Source organism: Chryseobacterium sp. JUb7, from assembly GCF_024806495.1.
In the GTDB taxonomy this organism is placed as follows: domain Bacteria; phylum Bacteroidota; class Bacteroidia; order Flavobacteriales; family Weeksellaceae; genus Chryseobacterium.
The window spans coordinates 1-1,212 of the sequence record NZ_JANUFF010000033.1; the positions used below are offsets into that span (position 1 = coordinate 1).

A 1,212-nucleotide genomic window follows, 5' to 3' on the forward strand; every position below is an offset into this window, starting at 1 on the left:
TTTCATCTTCAGACTCAGATGTGGTCTTTTGTTGTTGTAAATATAAATACTTTCTTTAACCATTTGTTTTAAATCATGAATATTTTTGCATTTATAAATCAAAAATTCCTGCTTCAATATTCCATTTATCCTTTCCGCCAAAGCATTTTGATAACAGTCATATCCATCTGTCATTGAGGGCATTATTTTATTCTCTCTAAGCACTTTTTGATAAATTTCAGAGCAATATTGCAAGCCTCTATCTGAGTGATGAATGAGCGAAAGACCTGTAGTTCTATTTCTTACAGCCATTTTTAGAGCCTTTACCACATTTTCGGCATTCATATTCTCACTCAGCTCGTAACCCATTATTTTTCTGCTGTAAGCATCGGTTATCAACGATAAATAACAGACATTCGTCTTGGTTTTCACATAAGTGATATCACTTACAAAGACCTGTTCTTTTCTTTTGAGATGGGTTGTTTTCAAAAGATTAGGATATTTTCTGAGCCAATGTTTGGAGAAAGTTGTTTTTGTATATCTTTTCTTAGGATAAATAAGAAGATTTTCTCTTCGCAGATAATCGAACAATGCATCCCTGCCTATTTTTATTTTTTCCAGCCTAAACTTGTTTTTAAGCAAATAATAAAGTTTTCTTGTTCCTATCCTGGGTTGTTCCATACGGATATCCTCAATGAGCTGTTTTACTTTCTGTAACTCTTTTTCTCGAACACAAATCCTTTGACCCTGCTGGTAAATAGCTTGTCTGCTTATCCCAAACAATCTGCAGATTTTGGATAAACTCAATCCTTCTTCCTGAAGTTGTCTGACTGTTTGGGGATATACTTTTTTCGGATCTGTGTACCGTATTGCTTATCGGAGATATCGATCATCATATTGAGAACCTTGGTTTTGAGCTTCTCATCAGCTAATTCTTTCTCTAGTCTTTTGATCTTTTCGGCAGGGGTTTCTTTGGATTGTGTCATGGTATGAATGATGGGTTTACTCCAGTCTAAATTACCATATTTTCTAAGCCAAACCAAAACCGTACTTCTCCCTTGGATTCCATAATGTGTCTGCGCCTGTCGGTAAGTGAATTCGCCTTTTTCTATACGACTGACAAGGCCTAATTTAAAAGACATTGTATAATCTCGCTGCGTGCGCTTGGCTTTTATCTTATCTCGATTTTCCATAATAAGTCTATTTTGTGTAAACTTATTGTAGGACGGGACA

General features: G+C 35.4%; 1 protein-coding gene. It reads right to left on the minus strand.

Annotated elements, in window-relative coordinates:
* Positions 1 to 1,172, minus strand: a protein-coding gene (locus M2373_RS22530) for an IS3 family transposase (RefSeq protein ID WP_409013230.1) whose coding sequence is annotated in 2 segments (ribosomal slippage) — positions 1 to 824 and positions 824 to 1,172 — 1,173 coding nt annotated over the 2 segments. Because the reading frame shifts where the segments join, the coding sequence is not laid out codon by codon here. This gene is flagged as partial in the annotation.
* Between the last annotated feature and the right edge of the window lie 40 nt (positions 1,173 to 1,212).